This window comes from Chryseobacterium lathyri (assembly GCF_030812195.1).
Lineage (GTDB): Bacteria > Bacteroidota > Bacteroidia > Flavobacteriales > Weeksellaceae > Chryseobacterium > Chryseobacterium lathyri_A.
In genome coordinates, this window is record NZ_JAUSSF010000001.1 from 848,900 (window position 1) to 875,488 (window position 26,589).

Here is a 26,589-nt window from a genome sequence, read left to right on the forward strand (position 1 = left end):
ATGAAAAGAAGAATCAAACATGTAACGGTTCTTGGTTCAGGAATTATGGGCAGCGGTATTGCGGCACATTTCGCCAACATTGGTGTGGAAGTGTCTCTTTTGGATATTGTTCCTTTTGAACTGACGGAAGCTGAACAGAAAAAAGGTTTGACCAAAGATGACAAGGTGGTAAGAAACAGAATTGCTTCCGAAAACTTTGAAAAACTGAAAAAAGCGAGCCCCGCCCTTCTCTATTCTCCGAAATTTGCGGATAGAATTAAAATAGGCAACTTTGATGATGATCTTCAGAAGATCAAAAATACAGACTGGATTATTGAAGTAGTGGTAGAAAAGCTTGATATTAAGAAATCTGTTTATGAAAAAATTGAACAGTTCAGAAAACCGGGAACATTAATTTCTTCTAATACATCGGGAATTCCTATCCATTTTCTAATTGAAGGAAGAAGCGATGATTTCAAAAAATATTTTGCGGGAACGCACTTCTTCAATCCGGTAAGATACCTTCCTCTTTTAGAGATTATCCCTACTCCGGATACCCTTCCTGAAGTAGTGGATTTCTACATGAATTATGGCGCTAAATTCTTAGGGAAAACTACAGTTTTAGCTAAAGATACTCCAGCATTCATTGCGAACAGAATAGGAGTTTTCTCCATGATGGATCTTCTTCACAACGTACAGAAATTAGGATTAACTGTTTCTGAGGTTGATAAATTAACAGGTCCTGTCATCGGACGCCCGAAATCTGCAACTTTCAGAACAGCTGACGTTGTAGGTCTTGATACATTGGTAATGGTAGCGAACGGTGTACGCCAAAGCGGTGCTGAAGCCAATAATTTCAATGATGTCTTTGCCCTTCCTGATTATATCCAGAAAATGATGGATAATAAATGGCTGGGTTCCAAAACGGAACAGGGATTCTACAAAAAGGTGAAAAATGCGGAAGGGAAATCTGAAATCCACGGACTGAACCTTGATACATTAGAATATGAGCTTCAGGGAAAATCTTCTTTCCCTACTTTAGAATTAACTAAAAATATTGATAAACCAATTGACAGATTCAAAGTTTTAATTGGTGGAAAAGATAAGGCCGGAGAACTTTACAGAAAGTCGTTAGGTGCATTATTCGCTTATGTTTCTCATAAAGTTCCTGAAATCTCTGATGAAATTTATAAGATTGATGATGCAATGAGAGCCGGTTTCGGATGGGAAAACGGTCCGTTTGAAATCTGGGATGCCGTAGGCGTTCAAAAAGGTATTGAACTGGCAAAAGATGCAGGCTATGAAGTTTCAGACTGGGTTAAAAATGTAGAGACTTTCTATAAGGTAAACGATGAAGGTCAAAGTATTTTTGTGGATAAAAATTCAGGAGAATACAATAAAATTCCTGGTCAGGATGCCTTTATTATCTTAGACAATATCAGAAAGAACAAAACGCTTTGGAGCAATTCAGGAGCTGCTATCGAATATCTTGGTGACGGAATTATCAATTTTGAGATCCGCTCAAAAATGAATTCCCTTGGAGGAGAAGTTCTTGACGGATTAAACAGAGCCATTGATTTAGCAGAAAAAGAATATGACGGATTGGTTGTTGGGAACCAGGGAGCTAATTTCTCTGTAGGAGCCAACCTTGCTATGATCCTGATGATGGCTATCGAGCAGGACTGGGATGATCTGAATATGGCCATTGCTTATTTCCAGAAATCCATGATGAGAGTACGCTACTCCTCTATTCCTGTAGTGGTTGCACCTCACGGAATGACCCTTGGCGGTGGTTGTGAAATGACCATGCATGCAGACAGAGTGGTTGCAGCAGCAGAAACTTATATAGGATTGGTAGAAACCGGAGTTGGAGTAATTCCTGGTGGTGGTGGTACTAAAGAGCTTACCCTGAGAACTTCAAGAGAATTCCACAGCGATGACGTTAAAAACAACAGACTTCGTGAAGCTTTTATGAATATCGCCATGGGTAAAGTAGCTACTTCTGCTTACGAAGCTTATGATATGGGAATTCTTGAAAAAGGAAAAGACATTGTATCCGTAAGCAAAAACAGACAGATCGCAGAAGCCAAAAAAGTTGCAAAACTACTGGCAGAACAAGGCTACACACAACCTATCGAACAGAAAGTAAAAGTTCTGGGAAAAGATGCCTTAGGAATGTTCTATGTAGGAACAGATCAGATGCTTACCGGAAAGTTCATCTCTGAGCACGATAAGAAAATTGCAGACAAATTAGCCAACGTGATGGTCGGAGGAAATCTATCTGAACCAACCGTAGTTACCGAACAATACTTATTGAACCTCGAAAGAGAAACTTTCCTTCAGCTTTGTGGTGAAAGAAAAACACTGGAGAGAATTCAGTATATGTTACAGAATGGGAAACCGCTTAGGAATTAGACTTGAGACTTTAAGACTCGAGACTAAGAGATAAAAACTTAAATCTGATGGTAATTTATGCACAATATTAAAAAATTGAAAATCTGGAACGATTCAATTAATTTATGTGTTGAAGTTTATAGGGCATTGGCAAATATGCCAAACGATGAAAAATATGGACTTTCTTCACAGATTAAAAGGTCTGCTGTTTCAATTTCTTCCAATATAGCAGAAGGAGCTGGGAGAGAAAGAGAAAAGGAATTTTATTATTTTTTAAATATTGCATATGGATCTTCTTATGAACTTCAAACTCAATTAATAATTTGTGAAAAATTGAATTTTATTTCAGAAGAAATAAATCAACCCTTACTACATAGGCTTGATGAAGTGCAAAAAATGATTTATGTTTTTAAAGAAAATATTAATAAAAAAATAATTTAAATGGCAAGAGTCTCAAATCTCTTGTCTAAAAATCTCTACTCTAAAATGAAACAAGCATATATAGTAAAGGGTTTCAGAACTGCCGTAGGAAAAGCTCCAAAAGGAAGTTTAAGATTCACAAGACCCGACGTGATGGCCGCTACAGTTATTGAAAAGTTGATGGCTGAGCTACCACAATTAGATAAAAACAGAATTGATGACCTTATCGTAGGAAACGCAATGCCGGAAGCCGAACAAGGGTTGAACGTTGCCCGTTTAATTTCCTTAATGGGATTGAATACAGATAAAGTTCCCGGAGTTACCGTAAACAGGTATTGTGCATCAGGAAGTGAAGCGATTGCGATTGCTTCTGCAAAAATTCAGGCAGGGATGGCTGATTGTATCATTGCAGGGGGAACAGAATCGATGTCTTATATCCCGATGGGTGGTTACAAGCCGGTTCCGGAAACAGATATCGCAAAAACAAACCCTGATTATTACTGGGGAATGGGATACACAGCTGAAGAAGTTGCCAAGCAATATAATATCACAAGAGAAGAGCAGGATCAGTTCGCTTTTGAATCCCATATGAAAGCTTTGAAAGCTAATGCTGAAGGAAAATTTGCCGGTCAGATCGTTTCGATTCCTGTAGAATATAATTTCCTGGACGAAAACCAGAAAATGCAGTCTAAGAAGTTTGACTTCTCTGTAGACGAAGGTCCTAGAAAAGATACTTCTTTGGAAGGTTTGGCTAAGCTGAGACCAGTATTCGCGAATGGAGGAAGCGTAACAGCCGGAAATTCATCTCAGATGAGCGACGGAGCAGCTTTCGTGATGGTAATGAGCGAAGAAATGGTAAAAGAATTAGGTCTTGAACCGCAAGCTAGATTAGTAGCTTATGCTGCTGCAGGTCTTGAACCTCGAATTATGGGTATGGGACCGATTTATGCGATTCCAAAAGCATTAAAACAGGCCGGTCTTGAATTAAAAGATATTGAACTGATTGAATTGAACGAAGCTTTTGCATCACAGTCAGTAGCAATCAAAAAGGAATTGGGCCTAAATCCTGACATCCTCAATGTCAACGGAGGTGCGATCGCTCTTGGCCATCCACTTGGATGTACCGGAACAAAATTAACCGTTCAACTTCTTGACGAAATGAGAAGACGCGGCAACAAGTACGGAATGGTTTCTATGTGCGTGGGAACCGGACAGGGAGCCGCTTCAATCTTTGAACTTCTATAAAAATGTGCTGATGTATTTATGTAAAATGTACTCATGATGCTCGATTCAAATCATTAATACATTTTACATGAATACTTTAATACAAAATTACTAATCGTTAAAAAAAAACAAAATAATATATGGCAACATTAAAGGGTGGAGAATTCCTGATCAAGGAAATTCCTGCAAATGATATTTTCAGTCTTGAAGAACTGAGTGAAGAACAAAAAATGCTTCGTGATTCTGCAAAAGAATTTATTGACAGAGAAGTAATTCCTCAAAAGGAAAGATTTGAGAAAAAAGATTATGCTTTAACTGAAGAAAAGATGCGTCAGCTGGGTGAAATGGGGCTTTTAGGAGTTGCTGTTCCTGAGGAATACGGCGGCCTTGGAATGGGCTTCGTTAATACCATGCTGGCATGTGATTACTGTTCAGGAGCAAATGGTTCATTGGCTACAGCTTATGGAGCTCACACGGGAATCGGAACGCTTCCTATCCTATTGTACGGTACAGAAGAGCAAAAGAAAAAATACCTCCCGGATCTGGCTACCGGGACAAAATTTGGAGCATACTGTCTGACTGAGCCTGATGCTGGTTCAGACGCTAATTCCGGAAAAACAAGAGCAAAACTTTCCGAAGACGGGAAACATTATATCATCAACGGACAAAAAATGTGGATCTCCAATGCAGGTTTTGCAGAAATCTTCATTGTTTTTGCTAAAATTGATGACGATAAAAACATCACAGGTTTCATCGTAGAAAAAGAAGGAACTGAAGGGCTTACTTTCGGTGAGGAAGAGCATAAACTGGGAATCCGTTCGTCTTCTACAAGACAGGTTTTCTTTAATGATATGAAAGTTCCTGCTGAGAACCTTTTAGGCGAAAGAAACAACGGTTTCAAAATCGCGTTAAATGCTCTGAACGTTGGAAGAATTAAACTGGCAGCTGCCAATCTTGACGGGCAGAGGAGAATCTTAAACCACTCTCTTCAATATTCTAATGAAAGAAAGCAGTTTGGCGTTTCTATCTCCACTTTTGGAGCAATCAGAAAGAAACTGGCAGAAATGGCAACAGGAATTTTCGTTGCTGAGGCTGGTTCTTACAGAGCAGCAAAAGATGTTGAAGATAAAATCAATGAATTGGTTGCCGGTGGAATGAATCACCAGCAGGCTGAATTGAAAGGTGTTGAAGAATTTGCGGTGGAAGCTTCCATTTTGAAAGTTTTCGTTTCAGATTTAACACAACATACTGCTGATGAAGGAATTCAGGTATACGGAGGAATGGGATTCTCCGAAGATATGCCAATGGAGGCAGCCTGGAGAGATTCCAGAATTGCAAGAATCTATGAAGGAACCAACGAAATCAACCGTCTTTTGGCTGTTGGAATGCTGATTAAAAAAGCAATGAAAGGAGAACTGGATCTACTTTCTCCTGCCATGGCCATCAGCAAAGAATTAATGGGTATTCCTTCATTTGAAGTTCCTGATTATTCAGCATTCATGAGTGAAGAGAAAGGCATTATCGCAAATCTTAAGAAAGTATTCCTTATGGTTTCCGGAGCAGCTCTTCAGAAATTCATGATGGATATTGAGAAACAACAACATTTATTATTGAATGCTTCTGAAATTCTTAACCAAATCTATATGGCAGAATCTGCCATATTAAGAGCTGAGAAACACTTCTCCCCTGAGTCTGTGGAAGCAGCAATGGCACAGCTTAACCTTTATAAAGCTGTTGAAAAAATCATCGCAGCTGCCAAAGAAGGAATTGTTTCTTTCGCAGAAGGAGACGAACAGAGAATGATGCTTTCGGGATTAAGAAGATTCACAAAATATAATAACCATCCGAATGTAGTGGCTTTAACTGAAAAAGTAGCAGCACACTATATTGCTAAAGGAGCTTATTAGTCTTTTATAACATAAATTTGATTTAAAGCGTCTCATCTTTTTTGAGGCGCTTTTCTTTTAGCTTGTATACTAAGAAAGACATAACAGACAGGAATGTAAACCGATATATAAAAATCTATGGCTCTTAAGAACTTAAAATTTCAATAATTTTTTATATTTTTATTTTAAATTAAAAAAACATGAAGATTTTATTATTTCCTCTCCTTTTTATTTCTATTACACTAACTGCCCAGAAAAAAGAAAGAAAGCTGATCCTTCCAAAGACAGATACCACAAAAATTGACAAATTTAATGATCCCGGAGAAATGCAGAAAAAGATTGGTACAGACCGGAAGGAACAGTATAAAATGCTTACTATAAAGCCAAAAGATACGGCTGCATATATGGCTTTGAAGGAACCTAAAAAGGATTATTCAAAGTACAGGATAATGAATCCGGATATTCCTGAAAAAATTACAGACACAAAAAAGGCTCAGCCTTCCAAATAATCAAAAAAGCAAAAAATTTATTACTATGGGAAAATTTGTTATCTCGAAAAGGGCAGACAATGAATTCAAATTCAATCTGAAAGCCGGAAACGGACAAGTCATCTTAACAAGCCAGGGATATGGCTCAAAATCCTCATGTGAAAACGGAATAGAATCTGTACGCACCAACTCGCAGGATGATTCTAAATTCGAAAGAAATACAGCCAAGGACGACCGCTGCTATTTCAATTTAAAAGCCGGAAACGGACAGATCATAGGAACCAGCCAGATGTACGAATCTGAAAACGGAATGGAAAACGGTATAGAATCAGTAAAAAGCAATGCTCCGGGTGCCTCTGTAGAAGATGAAACGCTGCTTTAATATTATGTAAAATAATCTTAATAAAAATGTCTTATTTTTTAAGGCATTTTTTATTTTTGTATTCTATTTTCAATTTGAAATGACAAAAGAAGAAATGCTCAACAGAGCCATAAAAATAGCTGATAAAGCACATAAAGGACAAACCGACAAGTACCACGCTCCCTACATTGCCCATGTCATGCGTGTGATGGAATATGGTAAAACAATGGACGAAAAGATCGTTGGTGTACTGCACGATGTAGTAGAAGATCACCCGGAAGAATTCAGCCTGGATTATCTAAGGACCGAGGGGTTTCCCGAATACATTATTTTTGCAATAAGCTGCCTGACCAAATTTGATCCCGAAGAGGATTATGATGAGTTTGTTAAAAGAACAGAAAGATCTTCTCTGGCTGTTGCTGTAAAGCTTAATGATCTCCGTGATAATATGGATCTCAGAAGAGTAAACAGGGAACTTAGCCCTAAAGATATCAAGAGATTCAACAAATACCTGAAGGCTTATCGTTATCTGATAGAGAAATATTAATCCGCCCCAGGGAAATCATATGTTTTTGTAGGATGGTCCGTACCGTCGATATTGATATTTAAGGCCAAATAGATAAAGTGAAGGTTTTTATTTCCTTTCGCTTCAAATTCACGCTGCCACAGATAACCTGTCAGGATCCCGAAATGGTCATCAATCTGATAGCCGAAACCGCCATATACCCTGTTTCTGGCAAAAGTAGGCTTCATGGGACTTATCAGGAAGATTTCGTCGTAAGCATTTGCAAAAATAGTTCCTTTTTTGACAGTTTTTGCATTCAGAGGAACGCTTACATTCAGACGGTATCTGTAACGCATTCTTTGAGAACTTTTATCTATTTTAGGCTCATAGAACCAACTTTTCTCGGCACGGAAACGGTTTTCAAACTTGACGATCCCTTTTTTGAAATCGATCACGTCCTGCAGCCATACCCTGAACTCTTCTCTGCTCAGGCTGTGTTCTTTATAATTCACATATCTTCCAAGACCGATGAAAGGTTTATGATTTTTGGTCAGATTGTATCCCACTCCCCCTTTGATCTCGTAATAATCCGGGTAGGTATACTCTTCGTTTCCTCTAAGCTGGCCTTCTGCATAGAGGAAAAATTTAGGATGAAACTTGTAGGTTAGAGTCACTGCATTGAAGCTTGAAACATGTTCCTGGGCTTTGAAAAAGGTCATACTCAAAAGTAAACTCAGACTTAAAAAAAGTTTCATAAAAAATTTTTGCAAAAATAAATCATTTAACAATTTGTTAATATTAATTTTCATTCATTTAAAATTAACGTTTATTTAATATTGATCATATATGAGAGCCCTAAATGGAACCATCTCTGGGGCATTTCAACTCCAAAAGCTTCTGTGTATTTTGTATCTGTCAAATTATTGATCAGTACATATACAGAAAAATCTTTTTTCGCAAAGCTTAGCTTTTCATCAAGAAGATTATAACTTCCCAGATTCAGTCTTTCATTATACCTGTACACCAGCTCATTCGTGAAATATTTTAAAAATTTGGTTTCAAGCTTTGCTACAACCTGATGTTTCAGATTATCAAGGGTATACCTTGAAACAAACTCATTAGAAGCACTTATTTTACTGTCCAGATAGGTATATCCCGCTGTATATTTCAGCCAGTCAAAAACCCTGTGGCTTAATTCTGCCTCAATTCCTTTTGTATCTATTTTTCCTACATTCTGCGCGTACCAGACAGGAGCATTAAACTCCTTCTTCGTCCAGTCGATGGAATTTTCAGAATTTCTCATAAATCCGCTGATCTTTGCCAATATCCTTCCATCCTGATATTGGTACCCAATTTCAGATGAAACAGCATTTTCAGGAAGCAGATCAGGATTTCCCTGCTCCGTTTTACTTACATAATAAAGATCCGTAAATGTTGGAACCCTGTGAACTCTTGCAATATTTCCGTAGATCTTATTATTCTGACTGAAATTATATCCTACATCCAAACCGGGATAGAAAAAATTTCCTTCCTTTGAATAATTAGCCCATGAAATCCCCGGACTGATGTTCAGTTTTTTATCCAGTAATGAAAAATGATGCTCAAAGAAAACCTGCGAGACAAAGCGGTTTCTTTCTCCTAAATTGTTACTGGCAAGAAACTCCTTTCTCAGTTCCACACCGACACCGGTAGTTCCCAATCCCCATTGGTAGCTGGAATTCACTTCTCCACCTACATTATTCCCAATATGCATATTTCTGTAACCATCCGGCTTATTCCTGTCATACAGATACATATCCTGCCCTCTTCTCCAATATACATTCGAGCTTAGTTTCAAATTATCAAATTTTTGCTGATGCGCTAAGCTTACAATAGAAGCCTGTGTTTCCTCATATTGTTCAGTAGCACTTTTAGAAGCATAAAAACCATTAGCCCCGAATTTCTTTTCAGAAAACCCTGCCTGCAGCTTCAGATCACCGTTTTTAATGTTCAGTTTACTTTGGTAGAAGACATTTCGGATCTCGTAATCCGTATTGTACATATATCCCTGGGATGAGGCAGAATTAGCCTGAAGCGAGTTAGAAAACTTTTCATTTCCCAGCTGTGCATTGAACCCGAAGCCGTAGGTTTCGTAATCTCCGCCTTCAGCACTTACTTTAACTCTTTTTCCGGGAGTTGTCTTAGTAATGATATTGATAACCCCAGCATAAGCATTCTGTCCAAATCTTCTGGCTGCCGGTCCTTTGATGATCTCAATTCTTTCCACATCATCCATATCTACAGGGACATTCATGGAGTTGTGGCCGGTTTGGGAATCATTCATTCTTATGCCATTCAGCAACAGTAACACCTGCTCAAAGGAACTTCCCCGGAAGCCTATGTCACTTTGTACGCCATTAGCTCCTCTCCTTCTGATATCCATTCCGGGAACCTGCTGAAGAACCTCGTCAATACTTTTCGCAGGAGAATTGGCAATATCTTCTTTCGTAATAACCGTAACATTCTGATTGGCATTTTTATAAGGTGTAGAAATAAATTTCCCCTGAAATTCAATACTTTCAATATCTGTAGTCTTTTCCTGTGCATGAGCACAAAGCATTGAACCCAATAAAAATATACTTCCAATCTTCTTGATCATAATAGTTCCCTTTTTGTTCTTAGTCAGTTTCTTTAATAACGGACCCAAAAGTAAGGGAGTTCCCGAAGAAAGACAAATGATAGTTATCATAAAAAAAGATGCAGTAGGATATACTGCATCTTTTGAGGGTAGTAACTTCATCTTTTTCTCATTAAATGTGTAACAAGATCTCTGAATAACTTTCTCATTTCTATATTACATATTTATGAATACAATTTTAAATAATTTTAAAATACAAAACAATAGTTAAATGCAAAAACATAATGAAAATCATAAATTATTTTTTAAATTAATAATTATGAGATTGTTAATATAATCTTATGGCTGCTAATGGCTTACCTGGCTATTTTTTCCCGGCCACAAATGGAAATATTTTACTTTTGTTGATTTATTTATTATTGAATATAATTATCTGGCGACAAATATTTAAACATCTTATTTTCAGTAAAATTTTGTAATTTTGTGGGTCTTAATTTTGTGATGAAATAATCATCTTTCCAAACTTTACAGGCACTTTATAATGCTGAATTCCTGGATGGATAAAAAACAGTTATCAGAAGGCAGAATTTACGGCAAGAAAACAGTCACACTGGCTACAGATAATTCTCAGTCAGTATATACTTTTATGAATAAATAAAACATGACTAAAACAGTAGAAATAGATATAAAAAAACAGATCTTCGTTAAGAATGCCCATCTTAACAATCTGAAACATATAGACGTTCTGATCCCGAAAAATAAGCTGATCGTGATCACGGGAGTTTCCGGAAGCGGAAAATCTTCCTTGGCATTTGACACTATTTATGCAGAAGGACAGAGAAGATATGTGGAAAGTTTAAGTTCTTATGCACGTCAGTTTTTGGGCAAACTGGAAAAACCCAAAGTGGATGATATTAAGGGACTTGCTCCTTCTATTGCCATTCAGCAGAAAGTGATTTCTTCCAATCCCCGTTCTACGGTAGGAACATCTACGGAAATTTATGATTACATGAAACTTCTTTTTGCAAGGATCGGGAAAACTTTTTCTCCGGTTTCAGGCGAGGAAGTGAAAAAGGATTCCGTTTCTGACGTGATCGATTTTATCAAAGCTTCAAAAAAAGACACTTCGTTCCTATTGACTGCTCCTTTGGAATATGATGCAGACAATTTTAAAGAAGCACTGAATGTTTTAAAGCTTGCCGGTTTCACAAGACTTGAGATCAACGGTAATGTAGCCGGTATTGAAGACCTGGAAAGCTTCGGCTTTACCCCTGAAAAGGGAATGACCATTAATCTTGTGATCGATCGTTTTTCTTATGAAGAAGACGAAAGTTTCCTTCAAAGGCTGGCAGATTCTATTCAAATGGCATTTTACGAAGGTCATGGTTATTGTTCACTGAAAAATCCGGATACCGGAAAAGTAAAAGAATTTTCTAATAAATTTGAGCTGGATGGTATGGAATTTCTTGAGCCAAATGTTCATTTTTTCAGCTTCAATAATCCTTACGGAGCTTGTCCGGCATGTGAAGGGTACGGAAAAGTAATCGGAATAGATGAAGATCTGGTTATTCCCAATAAAACACTCTCTGTTTATGAGGATGCAGTGGTTGCCTGGAGAGGTGAAAGCATGAGTGAATGGAAAAAAGCATTCATTAAAAAGGCGGAAGACTTCCCTATCCACAAACCTTATCACCAGCTGACCAAAGAGCAGAAAAACTTCCTGTGGAAAGGTGATGGTAAAAGCAGTTTTCCTTCTATTAATAATTTCTTCAAAATGCTTGAAGAAAACCTGTACAAGATCCAGTACCGCGTTATGCTCTCCCGATACAGAGGAAAAACACTCTGCCCGACCTGCGAAGGCCTGCGATTACGTGAAGAAACGAACTGGGTAAAAATAGACGGACACAATATCCAGTCTATGATTGAGCTTCCATTGGATGAATTATATCCTTTAATAGACGGACTGAAACTTTCTGAGCACGATCAGGATGTTGCTAAAAGATTATTGTACGAAATTAAAACCCGTATTGAATTTTTATTAAAAGTAGGTTTAGGCTATTTAACCCTGAACAGAACCTCCAATACCCTTTCCGGTGGTGAAAGCCAGAGAATCAACCTTGCCACAAGCTTAGGAAGTTCACTGGTAGGATCTATCTATATCCTGGATGAACCTTCTATAGGACTTCACTCAAGAGACACCGAAAATCTGATCGGAGTTTTAAAAAATCTTCGTGACCTGGGAAATACCGTGATTGTCGTTGAACACGATGAGGATGTTATGAAAGCTGCTGACTATATCATAGATATTGGCCCGGAAGCGGGTTATCTTGGTGGCGAACTGGTGTTTGCCGGAGATTATAGCGATCTTAAAAATGCAGATACACTTACTTCAAAATATTTAACCGGAAGAATGGAGATTGAAGTTCCTAAAAAGCGAAGAAAAGCCAAGGAATGGATCCATATCAAAGGAGCAAGACAAAATAATCTAAAAAATATAGACGTAGATGTTCCTCTGGAAAGCCTAACAGTGATCTCAGGAGTTTCCGGAAGCGGAAAATCTACGCTGATGAAGGAAATTTTAACCAATGATATCCAGATCCAGCTCGGAATGGGTGGCAAAAAAGGAGATTACGACTCTGTGGAATTTCCAAAGAAACTGATTAAAAATATTGAACTCATCGATCAGAACCCAATCGGGAAATCTTCACGATCCAATCCTGTTACTTACCTGAAAGCATATGATGACATCAGAGATCTTTTTGCCAAACAGAAAGTTTCAAAAATGATGGGTTATAAGCCTAAGCATTTCTCTTTCAACGTAGACGGCGGAAGATGTGATGAATGCAAAGGCGAGGGCGTGATCAATGTATCCATGCAGTTCATGGCAGATATTGAGCTTGAATGTGAAGTATGTAAAGGAACACGTTTCAAAAACGAGATCCTGGAAGTGAAATTTGATGAAAAAAGCATTTCCGATATTCTTCATATGACTGTGGATGAAGCATTGGAATTCTTTAAAGACAACAATGAAGAAAAAATCGTCACAAAACTGAGACCGCTGCAGGAGGTTGGTTTAGGCTATCTGCAGCTGGGACAGAGCTCTTCTACTCTTTCCGGCGGTGAAGCACAGCGTGTAAAACTGGCCTCATTCCTTGTGAAAGGAGTTACAACAGATAAAACCCTGTTTATTTTTGATGAGCCTTCTACAGGACTTCATTTTCATGATATCCAGAAATTACTGAAATCCCTGCAGGCATTGATTGATCTCGGACATTCTGTAATCGTTATTGAACATCAGCCGGATATTATCAAATCTGCGGATTATATTATAGACATTGGTCCTGAAGCTGGGAAATATGGTGGCGAGGTTGTTTTTGCCGGAACTCCGGAAGACCTGGCAAAAGATAAAAAATCGCATACCGCGAAATACATCAAGGAAAAGCTTGAAAACTAAATATCAATAGAGAGCCAGATGGCTCTCTATTTTTTTATAGTCATGTAAATTTTCTTAATCATTCACTTACAAAATAGCTTTACTTAATATAAGTTTCTCTAAATTTTAATCAAACGTTATTCAAACATAATTTTTATCTTCGAAAAACAACTTTCTTTAAAATATGAACGAACAGTATGAACTATAAAATTTTATCCGCTCCTATTCTTATTCTGTCATTGTATAGTTGCACATCTAAAAAGATGATCAATTCTAATGTGACCTATGGAACAAAACTGGATACATTGACCTTATTTGATAATAGCCGGAACCGAAAAATTCCTGTTGCAGTATACAGCCCGAAAACAGATAAAAAAATCCCCTCACAACAGATCATTATCTTTAGTCATGGGTATGGAGCCAATAAAGGTCACGATTATTTTGTTTATTCTTATTTAACTGAAAAACTGGCTTCGAAAGGATATTTTACAGTAAGCATTCAGCATGAGCTTCCAACTGATGAACTGCTTCCTGTAGAAGGAAATCTTCAGGCAGTAAGAATGCCCTTCTGGGAACGGGGTTCTGAAAACATTTTATTTGTTTTGAATGAGCTTAAAAAGACCCGACCAGATCTTGACTATAAACACCTGACGCTGATCGGGCATTCCAACGGCGGAGATATGACTGCTTTATTTGCCAGCAAGCATCCTGATCTTGTCTATAAGATTATTACTATGGATAACCGGAGGATGTACCTTCCAAGAACTTCTCACCCTAAAATATATACTCTGCGCTCTAATGACTATCCCGCTGATAAAGGCGTTCTTCCGTCACCTGAAGAACAGGGAAAATACAAAATCACAGTACAGCTTACCGATATCAATCACGGGCATATGGATAATAAAGGAAGTGATAAGGAAAAAGACTATCTTGGAAATATCATTTTAAAATATATTGAATAACAACCAGTTACAAACTTATCCACAAAAAATTGTGGATAAGTTGTGAATTTTAACATTAAATTTATGTTTTGTATTAAAAATAGTACTACATTTACTATGTAATACAACTGAAATGAAATCATTTTTTGCTTTTTTCAGCTTTGAAATTGCAATTAAATTTGAAATAAAAATTTAAGCACAGCATTGTCGGCTGTGCTTTTTTATTGTTGTCTAATTAAAAAAATGAGATGTATTTATCTACTGGATCCGCTCCTAAAGAGCGGATTCTTTTTTATACCCATCTGTTCCTAAATACAACCATTTGGAGCCATAACTATGAAAAATTTTTATTTATTTAAATTAATTAGTATTTTTATTTTTTCCATGGCCTCATAGTTCAACGGATAGAATAGAAGTTTCCTAAACTTTAGATCCAGGTTCGATTCCTGGTGAGGCCACAATATTTGAATAATTTCGGACGCTGAAAGCCGGATAAGCTTTATCATAATTATATGCAACCTTTAAGCTGGACAAGTAGCAAACTTTCCAACTTTATTATTTTTCAGGTATTTTCATCACGTTTATAAAATCCTCCCGCATCACTTTAGTCATCTGTTTTGCAATAGTAGTACTAGGCCAAAGTAGGCGGGCACCGACAGCCGAGTAATCCCCGGCATTACTGCAGCTGGAGTATGCGAAACCCGACCCTCCGCCAGCTCCATCATTCAGAGTACACATCACTTCATATTTGTGCTGATAAACGTTCCGGTCATAATTATTGAAGTCAATTACTTCACCATTCCATACAGCTTTATTTGCTTTCCATAATCTGAACATGGAGATGACAGCCTCTCTATCCTCCTCGGCATAAGCAGATACATCCGGTTCCAGATCAGTATCTATATTCAGAATTTTACAGATATCCTCGTAGCTGTTTATTTCTGATTTGAAATTCATTGAACTTAGTTTTAATGATCCATTATCTGTTTTTATTATTTTTTCAGGTATTTTCATTACATTCATAAAATCCTGCTGCATCACCTTAATGACATGTTTTGCTATGGTAATACCTGGCCAAAGGAGACGGGCACCCGCATGGCTTCTGCTGCTGACAGGACGGTAAGTAAAGTACATTAAACCCGAATCCGGATCAGTCTCATCACCCAGATCACATAAAGTTTCATATTTCTCCTGATCGTCGTTATTGAAATCAATTATTTCACCATTCCATGCTGTTTTATTTGCATTCCACAATCTAAACAGAGAAACAGCCGCCTTTTTATCCTCTCCGTCATAGGCAGATACATCTGGTTCTAGCTCTGGATGTATATTCAGAATTTTACAGATATCTTCATAACTGTTCACTTCTGCTTCAAAATTCATATTTAATTAGCTTAATGGTTAAAGTAGCCTGTTTCTTTTCTCTCAGTATTCCCCCAATTATTAATAATCACCGTTATTGCTCACACTATGAAATATATTTCAATTAAATGACTCTCTGTAGCTTAAAGGAGTTTTTTCTGTTTTCTTTTTAAACAGTTTATTAAAAGACTGCGGATGCTCAAATCCTAAAGCATAAGCTACTTCGGACACAGAAAAGCTCGTTGCTGTAAGATATTCCTTAGCTTTTTCGATCAGTTTTTCATGAATATGCTGTTGGGCATTCTGTCCCGTAAGATTCCGGAGCATATCACTCAGGTAATGGGGTGAAAGGTTCATCTCCGAGGCCAGGAATTCTACGGTGGGAAGACCTTTGTTCAATGTTTCCTGCCTGTTAAAATAATTATCCAAAATGAGCTCCATTTTAGATAAAAGATCACTGTTGACTGTTTTTCTTGTGATAAACTGTCTTTTATAAAAACGATTGCTGTAATTCAGCAGAACTTCAATATAGGAAACAATAACATCCTGGCTCATCTCATCAATAGCTGTATTCAGCTCATTTCTGATATTATCCAGCAATCCGGTTATGATTGTTTTTTCCTGATCAGATAGATGCAGGGCCTCGTTGGTATCATAAGAAAAGAACCCGAACTTTTTGATATTCTTGGCCAAAGAATAGGTCCGTATAAAATCCGGATGTACCAGCAGCGTATATCCACAGTATTCCGCATCTGCATCCGTATTGGTAGAAAGAATCTGTCCCGGTGCCGTAAACATCATTCCTCCTTCATTGAAATCATAGTATCCCTGTCCGTACCCGATTTTTCCATGTTCAGAAAATTTATAGGAAATTTTATAAAAGTTCAGATGAAAGCTTCTGTTCAGGAATTCCTTATTCACAATCATTTTTGTATTATCTACCAGGCTTACTAATGGATGAAGCGGTTTGGGAAGTTTCAGCAGATTGTGAAGCTCCGATATGGACGAAATTTTCATAGGTGTATTATCTTTCTTTTCCATGACATAAATGTATTAAATATTTAGCTTAAAAGAAAAGACAGCACAAATAAAAGCTATTTATGCTGTCTGATATTTAAAATTATCTTAGATGAACTGCTTCCCTAGCTGCTCTCTGAAAATTTCATCTCCCAATTCAAGACGCTGTGCATATAATGCTTTGGCATCCTCTCCTGCTACATATCTTAACTGTTTCTTACCGTCTGTAGCTGCTTCATATACCACTTCTGCAATCTGTTCCGGTGAAGAAGCTGTTTTCATCATTCCTTCCATGCTTGAAAAAAGAGAATTGGTAATTTCTTCATAGGCCGGACTCGTTGCCATATCTAAAGAACGGCTTACAAAATCGGTCTTAATTCCTCCTGGAGATACCGTTTTGATATCGATCCCGAATTTGTTTAATTCATAAGCTAAACTCTCGCTCCAACCTTCCAAAGCCCATTTGGTTGCATGATAAGTTGAGCCCAAAGGAAATGCAATCAGTCCTCCGATTGAAGTGGTAGAAATAAACATACCATTATTTTTTTCTCTGAAATATGGAATAAAAGCCTGCGTTACCCGGATTACCCCCAAAAGATTGGTATCCAGCTGTTTTAAGATCTGCTCATCTTTTAAAGCTTCTAAAGGCCCAATAAGTCCATATCCGGCATTATTGAAAACCACATCTACATCACCCAGTTCAAGGGCCTTATTAACAGTTGATTTTATCTCTTCCAGATTGGTAACATCCAAAGGAAGCAGAGTTACATTGTCCAGGGTGGCAAGCTCAGAAGCAGCTTCAGGATTTCTCATGGTAGCAATAACGTTCCAGCCTCTGCTTTGGAATAATTGGGCAGCCGCTTTTCCCAATCCCGTTGAAGCGCCTGTTATAAAAATTGTTTTCATTTTGTTCTGTATTAAATTAACAGGACAAAGGTCAGCAATAGAATAAAGGCTGAAGTTGCCAAATTGGACTAACGTGTAGCCAAAATGGATTTTAAAATAATTTATATTTTTCGGAACGACTGATCCATAATGAAAGACCCGGATTATAAAATCCGGGCCTTTTTTCAAAAGAAGAGAAATGAGCAGCATAAAGCTGTGATTCTCGTTCCAGTAGGTTTATCTTAAAATTTACAGACAAATGAATTGATATTCATCCCTGCTCCTACAGAGGCAAATAAAACCACATGTCCTTCTTTAATTTCATGGGAAGGAAGTTCTCCATTCAGAATCATCGTAAGCAGACTCGGAATGGTAGCTACACTGCTGTTGCCTAATTTATTAATGACCATAGGCATGATATTTTCCGGCATTGGCAAATCATAAAGCTGGTAAAAACGTTTTACAATTGCCTCATCCATTTTCTCATTAGCCTGGTGGATAATAATTTTGTCGAGCTGGTCTATAGAATATCCGCTTGCATCCATGCATTTCTTCATAGCATCCGCTACATTCACAAGGGCAAATTCGTAGATTTTCCTACCATCCATTTTGATGTATTTCGTATCAGGACAGCTGTCATTATTGTATGACTTTCCAAAGAAAAGGAAGTCTTTTTCAGTTAAAGTATAAGAAGCAGATAAATGGGACTGTATTCCTTTGTCATCTTCACTGATTTCCAGGATAGCAGCTCCTGCACCGTCAGCATAAATCATACTGTCCCTGTCATGAATGTCAACTACTCTTGAAAGGGTTTCAGCTCCAATAACAAGGCATCGTTTGGCAATACTGGATTTAATGAATGCATTAGCCTGTATCACTCCTTCAATCCAGCCCGGACACCCGAACAGAACATCATAGGCCACACAGAAATTATTTTTGATTTTCAGCAGATGTTTTACCCTTGAAGCGAGACTGGGAACACTATCCGATTGAATGGTACCAAAGCGGACATCCCCGAAATTATGGGCAAATATAATATAGTCCAGGGTTTCCGGATCTATTTTTGAATTTTCTATTGCTCTCTGGGCCGCAATCAGTCCCAGATCAGAGGTCACCTGATGTTCAGATGCATATCTTCTTTCTTCGATGCCGGTAATTTCCTTGAGCTTTCTGGCAATAATATCATTCGCTTCCTTTAATGACTCTCCGTTTTTATTAATAAAATGATGCTGGTCAAAAAATAAATTTGTAATTGTTTCCGGCGGAATATAATTGCCGACTCCTATAATCTTGCTTGTCATTAAAAAAAAATTATAATCTTCTTAAATTCATTTTGGTTTTTTCATGAATTTAAATATTGTACAATAATAACGATAAAATTTTTATTAATCGTATGATAAAATAGAATTGAATATTTATATTGGTATTCAGAGCATACAATGAAACATCAGCATCCCTCTGATCGCTGTCTGTCATTAGATTTTCACTTCATCCTCAATACGTTGGATTCTTGTCATCCTTTTTTGTAAATTCGCGTGTTTATGGCAGCATATATTCTTGAAAATACAAATATCAGCACACTTTCTGTGTATGACCTTCTGAAACATACTTCTGGCAGTGCTTTTCTGGAGATCAGAGATTTTCATGATGTTCATCCTACTGCCATTGAAAACAATATCGGGGTTTTTACTAAAAAAACTCCATTAAAGGATTTTCCTGACGTTTCTGTAAGCCAGATAGGCAGTTCCATCGTAAGTACCTGCACCTGCAACAGTTCCAAAGACATACTTTGTGAGCATCAGACAGAAATTATACACAGTATTTTAGAGGAGAAAAAATTCAGGACTTTTTTTGATCCGTTCCTCCGTAAGAAACTGTTTATTGCTAAAGCTAAAAGTTACGGCTTAGAAAATGCCCCTGATCTTGATATGTATTTCGAACTGGAGTACGTTGATGGCAAAGTCGAGGTACGACCTAAGATCAAAGAAATGTTGCCTATCGATGAGGATGTTTTTAAACAGCAACTTCTTCCCCAACGCTCATCTGTAATCCATGAATTAGCATTGCAGGAGAACGGGAAAAGGAAGATTCTGGTTATTGGAAGGCACCGCTATTACAGCCATCTGAATTTTTCCCTTATGGAAGCTGAAACCACACAGGCAGGAAAGCTCAAAAATCCTATAAATCCTGTTGACGCCATGCAGCTTATCTGGAAAGCCGAAGAACCGCAGCATATTAAATTTTACACTGCAGTTTCAGCATTTCAGAATAATTATAATGAAGATTACAATACAGCCGAACTGGAAGCTCTAAAACTGATCGTACAGAATCCGCTTGGGCTGGAAACCTATTATCATGACCGTGAGCTGTCCGAGACCGTTTCATCAAAATCTCTTGTTGCCGTACATCTTGAGGTTTTACAGGCAGAAATACAGCTTAGCGTATTCAAAAAGGAGCCTTTTTATGAGGTAACCGGAGCATTGGAATTCAATGATGTATCCATTCCTTTTAAAAATATAATGATCAGGAATGAATATTTTGTCTATAGCCGGAATATTTTCAGCTTTGCAGATGATCCTGATATGCTCCGCGTGATTAAGTTTTTTAAAGCCAATAATGAGATCCTGCTTGTGCATGCCTCAAAATATGAAGCGTTCATGAAGAATGTTCTCTCTTCGCTGGAAGAACGGATTCACATCAATTACAGTTACATACAGCCTGCAACGCCAGTACAGCTTGAAGAAAAAAACCACCGGAAAGAACGGATCATTTATCTCCGCCAGCAGGGAAATTATGTTGCCTTGACTCCGGTTATGAAATACGGACAGGTAGAAGTTCCCGTATATTCCAGAAAGCAGCTTTTTGATACGGACCAGAACGGAAATGTATTTAAAATTGACAGAAGTGATGCAGAAGAAGCCCGTTTTACATCTCTCATTATGAAGCAGCATCCGGACTTTGAAGCACAGATGGACGGCTATGATTATTTTTATCTGCATAAAGATAAATTTCTGGATCAGGACTGGTTTCTGCACTCATTTGAAATATGGAGACGTGAAGGCGTCATCATTCTTGGTTTCAATGAGCTTAAGAACACAAAACTCAACTCCCACAAGGCAAAGGTCAATATTCAGATTACCAGCGGACTGGATTGGTTCAATGCTAAATTAAAGGTAAGCTTCGGCCAGAAAGATGCTGCCCTGAAACAGCTTCACCGTGCGATCCGCAACAGAAGTAAATTTGTACAGCTGGATGATGGCACACTCGGGGTTCTCCCTGAAGAATGGATCAACAAAATGAATGAATTTTTCCGGATCGGAGAAATTGATGCTGAAGATCTTAAAATTCCAAAGATCAATTTCACTGAAGTCTCCAATTTGTTTGAAAAAGACATTTTAAGCAACGAGGTACAGGAAGAGCTTTCTTCTTATTCACTTCAGTTCTCATCCGTTAAAGATATTCCTCGGATCAGCATCCCTTCCGGGTTGAATGCGGTGCTGAGGGATTATCAGCATGATGGGCTGAACTGGCTGAATTTTTTGGACGGTTTCAATTTCGGCGGATGTCTGGCTGATGATATGGGTCTTGGAAAAACGCTTCAGGTGATTGCATTTATTCTTTCCCAACGCGAAAAAAGAGGGCATGTTACCAACCTCGTGGTAGTGCCTACTTCCCTGCTCTTCAACTGGCAGGAAGAAATTAACAGGTTTGCTCCTTCCATAAAGGTAATGACTCATTATGGAGCGGACAGATTGAAAACTACAGAACATTTTTCTGAATATGAGATGGTCCTTACCAGCTACGGAATGTTACTTTCGGATATCCGTTTTCTTAGAAATTTCCGATTCAACTGTGTTTTCCTTGATGAATCACAAACGATTAAAAATCCTAATTCGGAAAGATATAAGGCAGCACGTCTGCTGAATTCAAGAAACAGGATCGTTCTTACAGGAACTCCTATTGAAAATAATACTTTTGATCTTTACAGTCAGCTTTCTTTTGCATGTCCGGGGCTTCTGGGAAGCAAACAGTATTTTAAAGACATCTATGCTGTTCCGATTGATAAATTTGAATACGGGAAGCGTGCTCAGGAACTTCAGCAGAAAATAAAGCCTTTTATTCTCCGCAGAACAAAAAAGCAGGTTGCCAAAGAGCTTCCTGAAAAAACAGAGATGGTAATCTACTGCGAAATGGATACCGAGCAGCGTAAGATCTATGATGCTTATGAAAAAGAGCTCCGCGAATTTATTGCAGCCAATGATGATGACGATCTCAATAAAAACAGCATGCATGTTCTGACAGGGCTTACCAGACTCAGACAAATTTGTAATTCTCCTGTACTGCTAAAAGAGGGATATTCCGGTGATCATGCCGTGAAAATAGAAATACTGATGGAACAGATCCAAAGTAAGTCTAAAGATCATAAAATCCTAGTGTTCTCACAATTTGTAGAGATGCTGGATTTACTTAAAGCTGAACTTGAACGTAAAAATATTGCTTTTGAATACCTTACCGGACAAACTAAAAACAGGAAGAAAGCCGTTAATAATTTCCAGGAAAATGAAGAGGTCCGAGTGTTCCTGATCAGTTTGAAGGCTGGTGGTGTAGGTCTTAATCTTACGAAAGCAGATTATATCTATCTGGTAGATCCGTGGTGGAATCCTGCGGCTGAAAATCAGGCTATTGACCGTAGTTACCGGATTGGCCAGACTAAAAATGTAATCGCGGTCCGGCTGATATGTTCAAATACTGTAGAAGAGAAGATTTTAAGTCTTCAGAAAAAGAAAAACGAATTGGCTCAAAACCTGCTCCAGACCGATGGAACCGGTATTCAGAAGCTCTCAAAGCATGATTTACTGGAAATACTGGAGTCAAAACCTTTATAAAAAAGCATTTTTAATACAATATTCAGCTAGATCGGTTCAAAAAAGAAAACCGACAGATAGAATCTGCCGGTTAAAAAACAAAAATTGATATGGATATGATTAGATAAGTGTTTATTTTTTGATGATCTTTTCAGTGATGCTTTTTTTATCTTTAGTGTAGATCCTGATCAGGTACGTTCCAGAGGTAAAGCCGTTCATATTAACAGTGCCGGATGTTCCTTCCAAAAGCTTCTGCCCTGATAAGCTGTAAACTTCATATTTTTCAAGTCCTTCTTCTGTTTGTACTGTTACGGAACCTGATGTAGGATTCGGGTATATTTTTGCAGAAGCTTTCTTTGTGACCTCCGATGTAGCCAGATTGGATGCCAGCACATTTAAAATATAATCTTCGGCCTGCCCTATGAACCATCCTGAAGGACATGGCAGATTTTCCAAGGTCCCCATCCATGAATTAGATTCGTAAGCTTTGACTATTCTTAAACGGGTCTGCCCCAGCATTGCACCGGCAGGAATTGTTATGGTTCCGGATGTTACTCCCGACTGTTTGCCGGGGATAGGATCAGAATTGTCCAGATAGCCCAGATTAAATACTTCATCAGGATCAAATACATTATTATGATTAAAGTCGATGTAAGCATATGCAGAAACACTGGCCTGGCCCTGAGTTCCTCCTGTAATCGTTATAGGATAAGAATTACCTCTGTTCACATTGAAAACAGTATTGGTAAAATTTTCGATCACATCTGAAGTACCATCTATATTACTTTCGCTGGATATCCCTGTAAATTCTACTTTTGTAATTTCGCTAACAGTCAGAGTTGTAATATTTTCAGCTCCACAGTATGGTGATGGGAAAACCCCACTATTTCCTGCAATATTAACGGTGTAATCTTCGGTTTGTCCCGCTCTTAAGCTGGTATCACATGCTGTACTGATGGAATTCGGTGCATTGGGATCAGAATAAGCTGCGGTATTAGTATTTTTCAGAACTCTCATTCTTGTGGCACCGGATGCTGCATTCGCGGGAACTGCAATGGTACCGTTAACCGTAAAGGCATTAAAAGGGTTCGCTGCTGCCAGCCTACCGATATAGAAACTTTCTCCCGCATCATCAAAATTACCATTCCTGTTAAAGTCAATAAAAACAACAACATCGCTTGGAAAAGTACTGGAAGGACCTTTTACAGAAATCTGATAACTGTTTCCTGCCTGAAGATCTGCAGACAGTGAGGTAAAATCCTCATAAGGCTGTGCATTCCCTGATTGTGAAGTTGAGGTATTATTGATATTTCCAAAACTAACGTTGGTGATCATATTGCTATCTGTTCCATATTGAAATACAGGAGTACAGTATTGTGCGTTCATCAGCATATAGAATACCACAGCAGAAAGAGTAGATAATTTCTTCATTTATTCCTTTATTTTGTTGATACAAATTTATATTTATTTAGAATTAATAAAAATAAGAAACGAATGATATTTATCACCTTTTGCAGAATAATTTAAAAATCAGGAAGACATTTGAGCCAAAACTACTGAAAATCAATAGTATATATATTTGTAATGCATATAGGAAATCTGTAGGATCTATGGGTGTGTAAGCAACAATACTAAGCTCGGGAAAGCTGATCGAGCTTTTTCAACAATGCAGGTATTCTGTAAGATCCGTACATCTGCTCTACTTTAGGAAGTATTTCATCAACATCGGCTCCTTTTGCCGTGAGAAATAACGGGGTTTTGCTCTCTCCTCTTAAAACATTTCTTCTTTGGGAATCCGGTGATGCAAATTCATTTTTAGCAATTCCAATGATTGCATACTTCCGGTTCAGAGCTTCATAAAGATATCCTCCAAGTCCAATTTTATTATCATTATCAAGGGTAACATATCCATCAACTATAATAATATCTCCTTCCTTTAATTCAATTGTATTTAATAAACTCAGTATGCAGGGAAGTTCTCTTTTGTAGAAGGCACCACTTTCATATCCGGAGGAGACTTCTGTTTTTTCGGTAAAGATATCAGCCTCATTTTCTGAAGTCCAGTCTTCAAATGCAATACATACGGTGTTTGCATGGTCCTCATAATAATAAGTATCAAAAGCGTAAATCATATTTTCTTTCTAACATTAAAAAAACTCCCCGAAATGCCACAAAATCCCTGACGGGTCATGTACAAAACATTCTTTTCCCCACTCCATTGTTCGTACAGGGGTAAGCTTTACTTTTTCATATTTCTCAGTAAGATGTAAAGTCTGAAGTTCCTTCCAGAAATCATCTGTATTCTCTACTTCCATAAAGACCATGGTATTGTCTACCCAATCTTTGGCATAGTAATCCTGAAGATAAAATCCTGTTTCCTGCCTTTTAAACAAAGATAATTTAGGTTCAAGAATTATTTCCTCAAACCCAAGATCTCTGTAGAAATTCCTACTTATTTCAAAATTTTCAGCGCCGATAAATGGTCTGATCGATTTTACACCTTGTCTCATGGTTTTCTGTTTTTCCATTTATTATAGGTCATTTCAAACTTAATTTCGCTTTTCCTATGCCTACCTGCTTCCTGCCATCCGGACTTTCTGTAGAATGTTTCAGCTCTGGTCCCCGGTGCAGTTCCCAGCCATACATCTTCTTTGGTTTGCCCAAAATACCAGTCAAGCATAATATCGTGAAGTTTCCTTCCTAATCCAAGATTTTCAAAGTCAGGATGTATAAAAAGGGCCCAGATGTTATTTTCCTTCAGATCTGTGATGGAAAAACCTACAATTTGGGATTCTATTTCACCAACCCAGCCTTTCCCTCTTTCAAACAGAAACTCTTCACAGTCTGCATTGGTTACCAATGCGGGATCAGAAAGAGTGTTCTCCTTTACAGCGTTTCGGACGATCTGGATCTGCGGAATGTCTTCCAATCTGGCTTCTCGGATGATTATATTCATTTGATTTGAATTAAAACCTATTATCAAGGTAAGGCGCAATTTTTATCTGTCTGATGTTTATTATGGAAAATAGCAAACATTTGTTTTACTTTATTTTAGATATTCTTATTTAAAGTAATTTCCTTTTTTATCTTTGCTTTAACCCAACAATAAATTATTTCTTATCTACTACAATTCTTTCTGCCCTGTTTGCAATTTCCCAGGCAGTGGCAAAAATCAACTGGGCTCTTTTTTCCAGCAACGGATAATCAATTTTCTCAGGATCATCGGTTGGTTTGTGATAATCCTCATGAATACCGTCAAAGAAAAAAGCTACCGGAACATTGTTCTTTGCAAAATTATAATGATCTGAGCGATAATACAGCTGTTCCGGATCTGCCGGATCATCATATTTATAGTTTAATTCCAAATTATTTGTCTTTTTATTGGCTGCTTCATTGACAACTTTAAGCTGGGAGCTCAGCATTTCAGACCCTATCACATATACATATTGTTTTCCTCTGTTGGCTGCATCATCACGCCCGATCATATCAATATTAAGGTCAACCACAGTATTGGCCAATGGAAATACGGGATTGCTGGTGTAGTATTCAGATCCGAACAGGCCATGCTCCTCTCCCGTTACATGGAGGAACAGAATTGATCTTTTGGGACCGTTCCCAGCCTTCTTAGCTTCCTGAAAAGCTTTTGCAATCTGCATAACGGCTACAGTTCCGCTTCCGTCATCATCAGCTCCGTTATAAATAACCCCGTTTTTAGTTCCAACGTGGTCATAATGGGCAGAAATCACTATTATTTCTTCAGGCTTATCGCTTCCCTCAATGAACGCAAGAATATTTTCAGAATCCGGAAGATTTCCACCGCCTCTTTTTTTCATAAACTCTGCAGGAACCTTTTGATAATAGGAACCTAACGCCTTTGGAGGAGTAATTCCCAAGCTTTTATAATAATTGATCATATACTCACCCGCTTTTTTCTGTCCCGGACTTCCGGTATCTCTTCCCCCCATCTCATCGGAAGCAATCACATATAAGTTTTTCTTTAGCTCATCAGCTTTAATAGTCTTATAGGCAGAAAGAAAGGCTTTATCACCTTTTGCTACAGATGTGGAGTGAGTTGAAGCACCTTCAGAAGATTTCGCTGTTCCGCAGCTGACCACAACAGCCAGGCTCAACAACGGGAGAAGTATTTTTTTCATATGATAATAATTTGCTTAAAAATAACAAATTTTATTTAATCTTCAACGAATGTCTATT

The 26,589-nt window shown here is 37.9% G+C and carries 21 protein-coding genes and 1 tRNA gene; 11 read left to right on the forward strand and 11 right to left on the reverse strand.

Annotation, left to right across the window (positions count from 1 at the left end; all coding sequences use genetic code 11):
• The 7 genes from J2T03_RS03930 (at position 1) to J2T03_RS03960 (ending at position 7,299) form a co-directional block, all read left to right on the forward strand.
• Complete coding sequence (locus J2T03_RS03930) at positions 1–2,394, forward strand: 3-hydroxyacyl-CoA dehydrogenase/enoyl-CoA hydratase family protein (RefSeq protein ID WP_307209564.1); 2,394 nt, start codon at positions 1–3, stop codon at positions 2,392–2,394.
• 57 nt (positions 2,395–2,451) lie between these two features.
• Positions 2,452–2,814, forward strand: coding sequence for a four helix bundle protein (locus J2T03_RS03935; protein WP_307209565.1), 363 nt, complete (start codon positions 2,452–2,454; stop codon positions 2,812–2,814).
• 45 nt (positions 2,815–2,859) lie between these two features.
• Entirely contained in the window at positions 2,860–4,038 is a 1,179-nt protein-coding gene (locus J2T03_RS03940; protein WP_307209567.1) for a thiolase family protein, read from the forward strand.
• A gap of 119 nt (positions 4,039–4,157) precedes the next feature.
• Complete coding sequence (locus tag J2T03_RS03945; protein WP_306842336.1) at positions 4,158–5,924, forward strand: acyl-CoA dehydrogenase family protein; 1,767 nt, start codon at positions 4,158–4,160, stop codon at positions 5,922–5,924.
• Positions 5,925–6,103: 179 nt separating this feature from the next.
• Positions 6,104–6,412 carry a hypothetical protein gene (locus J2T03_RS03950; RefSeq protein ID WP_307209569.1) on the forward strand — a complete coding sequence of 103 codons (309 nt, stop codon included), beginning with the start codon at positions 6,104–6,106 and terminating at the stop codon, positions 6,410–6,412.
• Positions 6,413–6,437: 25 nt separating this feature from the next.
• Entirely contained in the window at positions 6,438–6,773 is a 336-nt protein-coding gene (locus tag J2T03_RS03955; RefSeq protein WP_306842334.1) for a YegP family protein, read from the forward strand.
• Between the two features lie 79 nt (positions 6,774–6,852).
• Positions 6,853–7,299: a phosphohydrolase gene (locus tag J2T03_RS03960; RefSeq protein ID WP_116011780.1), complete on the forward strand. Its 447-nt coding sequence runs from the start codon at positions 6,853–6,855 to the stop codon at positions 7,297–7,299.
• Here the strand turns inward: J2T03_RS03960 and J2T03_RS03965 are convergent.
• Positions 7,296–8,012 carry a DUF2490 domain-containing protein gene (locus J2T03_RS03965; protein WP_306842333.1) on the reverse strand — a complete coding sequence of 239 codons (717 nt, stop codon included), beginning with the start codon at positions 8,010–8,012 and terminating at the stop codon, positions 7,296–7,298. The genes J2T03_RS03960 and J2T03_RS03965 overlap by 4 nt on opposite strands.
• A gap of 71 nt (positions 8,013–8,083) precedes the next feature.
• The gene (locus J2T03_RS03970) at positions 8,084–10,036 is read right to left on the reverse strand and encodes a TonB-dependent receptor plug domain-containing protein (protein WP_307209571.1); all 1,953 of its coding nucleotides are present in this window, start codon (positions 10,034–10,036) and stop codon (positions 8,084–8,086) included.
• A 499-nt stretch (positions 10,037–10,535) separates the two neighbouring features.
• On the opposite strand from J2T03_RS03970, the gene uvrA reads away from it, so the two are divergent.
• The 3 genes from uvrA to J2T03_RS03985 all read left to right on the forward strand — a co-directional run bounded on the left by uvrA (position 10,536) and on the right by J2T03_RS03985 (position 14,706).
• Positions 10,536–13,328, forward strand: coding sequence for an excinuclease ABC subunit UvrA (gene uvrA / locus J2T03_RS03975; protein ID WP_307209572.1), 2,793 nt, complete (start codon positions 10,536–10,538; stop codon positions 13,326–13,328).
• 176 nt (positions 13,329–13,504) lie between these two features.
• Entirely contained in the window at positions 13,505–14,269 is a 765-nt protein-coding gene (locus J2T03_RS03980) for an alpha/beta hydrolase (RefSeq protein WP_307209574.1), read from the forward strand.
• A 365-nt stretch (positions 14,270–14,634) separates the two neighbouring features.
• Positions 14,635–14,706: transfer RNA gene (locus J2T03_RS03985), tRNA-Arg, on the forward strand.
• 97 nt (positions 14,707–14,803) lie between these two features.
• Here the strand turns inward: J2T03_RS03985 and J2T03_RS03990 are convergent.
• From J2T03_RS03990 to J2T03_RS04005, 4 genes are all read right to left on the reverse strand, one after another.
• The gene (locus J2T03_RS03990) at positions 14,804–15,631 is read right to left on the reverse strand and encodes a hypothetical protein (RefSeq protein ID WP_307209576.1); all 828 of its coding nucleotides are present in this window, start codon (positions 15,629–15,631) and stop codon (positions 14,804–14,806) included.
• A gap of 99 nt (positions 15,632–15,730) precedes the next feature.
• Positions 15,731–16,651, reverse strand: coding sequence for a helix-turn-helix domain-containing protein (locus J2T03_RS03995; protein ID WP_307209578.1), 921 nt, complete (start codon positions 16,649–16,651; stop codon positions 15,731–15,733).
• Positions 16,652–16,735: 84 nt separating this feature from the next.
• Positions 16,736–17,533, reverse strand: coding sequence for an SDR family oxidoreductase (locus J2T03_RS04000; protein ID WP_307209579.1), 798 nt, complete (start codon positions 17,531–17,533; stop codon positions 16,736–16,738).
• A 221-nt stretch (positions 17,534–17,754) separates the two neighbouring features.
• Positions 17,755–18,813 carry a 3-oxoacyl-ACP synthase III family protein gene (locus J2T03_RS04005; protein ID WP_307209580.1) on the reverse strand — a complete coding sequence of 353 codons (1,059 nt, stop codon included), beginning with the start codon at positions 18,811–18,813 and terminating at the stop codon, positions 17,755–17,757.
• Positions 18,814–19,053: 240 nt separating this feature from the next.
• On the opposite strand from J2T03_RS04005, the gene J2T03_RS04010 reads away from it, so the two are divergent.
• The gene (locus tag J2T03_RS04010; protein WP_307209582.1) at positions 19,054–22,398 is read left to right on the forward strand and encodes a DEAD/DEAH box helicase; all 3,345 of its coding nucleotides are present in this window, start codon (positions 19,054–19,056) and stop codon (positions 22,396–22,398) included.
• Between the two features lie 111 nt (positions 22,399–22,509).
• Here the strand turns inward: J2T03_RS04010 and J2T03_RS04015 are convergent, their stop codons facing one another.
• From J2T03_RS04015 to J2T03_RS04035, 5 genes are all read right to left on the reverse strand, one after another.
• Positions 22,510–23,808: a T9SS type A sorting domain-containing protein gene (locus J2T03_RS04015; protein ID WP_307209583.1), complete on the reverse strand. Its 1,299-nt coding sequence runs from the start codon at positions 23,806–23,808 to the stop codon at positions 22,510–22,512.
• Between the two features lie 200 nt (positions 23,809–24,008).
• Positions 24,009–24,509, reverse strand: a complete 501-nt coding sequence (locus J2T03_RS04020; RefSeq protein WP_307209585.1) for an endonuclease V — start codon at positions 24,507–24,509, stop codon at positions 24,009–24,011.
• Between the two features lie 15 nt (positions 24,510–24,524).
• Positions 24,525–24,887: a VOC family protein gene (locus J2T03_RS04025; protein WP_307211074.1), complete on the reverse strand. Its 363-nt coding sequence runs from the start codon at positions 24,885–24,887 to the stop codon at positions 24,525–24,527.
• The gene (locus J2T03_RS04030) at positions 24,884–25,333 is read right to left on the reverse strand and encodes a GNAT family N-acetyltransferase (protein ID WP_307209587.1); all 450 of its coding nucleotides are present in this window, start codon (positions 25,331–25,333) and stop codon (positions 24,884–24,886) included. Before J2T03_RS04030 ends, J2T03_RS04025 begins: the two co-directional genes overlap by 4 nt.
• Before the next feature lie 154 nt (positions 25,334–25,487).
• Positions 25,488–26,531 carry a M28 family metallopeptidase gene (locus J2T03_RS04035; protein ID WP_307209589.1) on the reverse strand — a complete coding sequence of 348 codons (1,044 nt, stop codon included), beginning with the start codon at positions 26,529–26,531 and terminating at the stop codon, positions 25,488–25,490.
• Positions 26,532–26,589: the final 58 nt, after the last annotated feature.